The following is an 821-nucleotide window of genomic DNA, read 5'->3' as shown; positions in this document are numbered from 1 at the left end:
AGATGGGAACCATCAAAAATCACCAACTGCTTGGCAATGTAATTCGCTACCAAGTATGCGTCGAAGAGTGCGATCTTACGGTCGATTTGCTCAACCATTCATCCGAACGCTTGCTAGCTAACGGCAGTCAACTAGAGCTGCTGTTTAACCTTAATGAAATTCAACCAGTGAGAGCCTAACATGTCCAAACCTTTGTACGTCTTTGATATGGACGAAACTCTAATCAACGCCGACTGTGCGATGATTTGGAATGCGTTTTTGGTTGAAAAAGGCATAGCAACGCAATCAAACTTCATAGAGGAAGATCAGCGTTTAATGGCCTTGTACGCAGAAGGCAAAATGGACATGGAGGACTACCTAGAATTCTGTATGGCGCCATTGGCTGACATGCCCGTTGCACACGTCCATACGTTGGTAGAAGAGTGTGTAGAGCACCACATCCTGCCTAAGCAGTTTGAGCAATCCAAAACGTTGATAGCACAGTTGGATCGCGATGACATCGATATGGTTATCATCTCTGCGAGCGTGACATTCTTAGTCGAAGCGGTCGGCCGTCGATTAGGAGTTCCCGTCGCATTAGGAATTGATTTGGTTGAGAAGCACGGCAGCTACAGCGCTGAAATTGCAGGCGTTCCGAGTTAGCGAGAAGGCAAAGTTATACGCTTGAAAGCATGGTTAGATTCTCAGCCAGAATCTTATTCTGAAGTCCATTTTTACACCGACTCCATCAATGATTTACCTTTATGCGAATACGCAGATTACGCATATTTGGTGAATCCATGCCCTCAATTAAAAGCACGCGCAGATAACGCCAATTGGAC

The 821-nt window shown here is 45.6% G+C and carries 2 pseudogenes; both read left to right on the top strand.

Annotated features, from left to right (window positions below):
- Positions 1-179: pseudogene (locus tag R8N49_RS26220) on the top strand (ABC transporter ATP-binding protein); the annotation flags it as partial.
- A gap of 1 nt (position 180) precedes the next feature.
- Positions 181-821: pseudogene (locus R8N49_RS26215) on the top strand (HAD family hydrolase); the annotation flags it as partial.

It is taken from the genome of Vibrio sp. 1978 (assembly GCF_033344345.1).
Note: the sequence above shows the minus strand (reverse complement) of the source record. Positions and strands in the feature narration are given on the sequence as shown.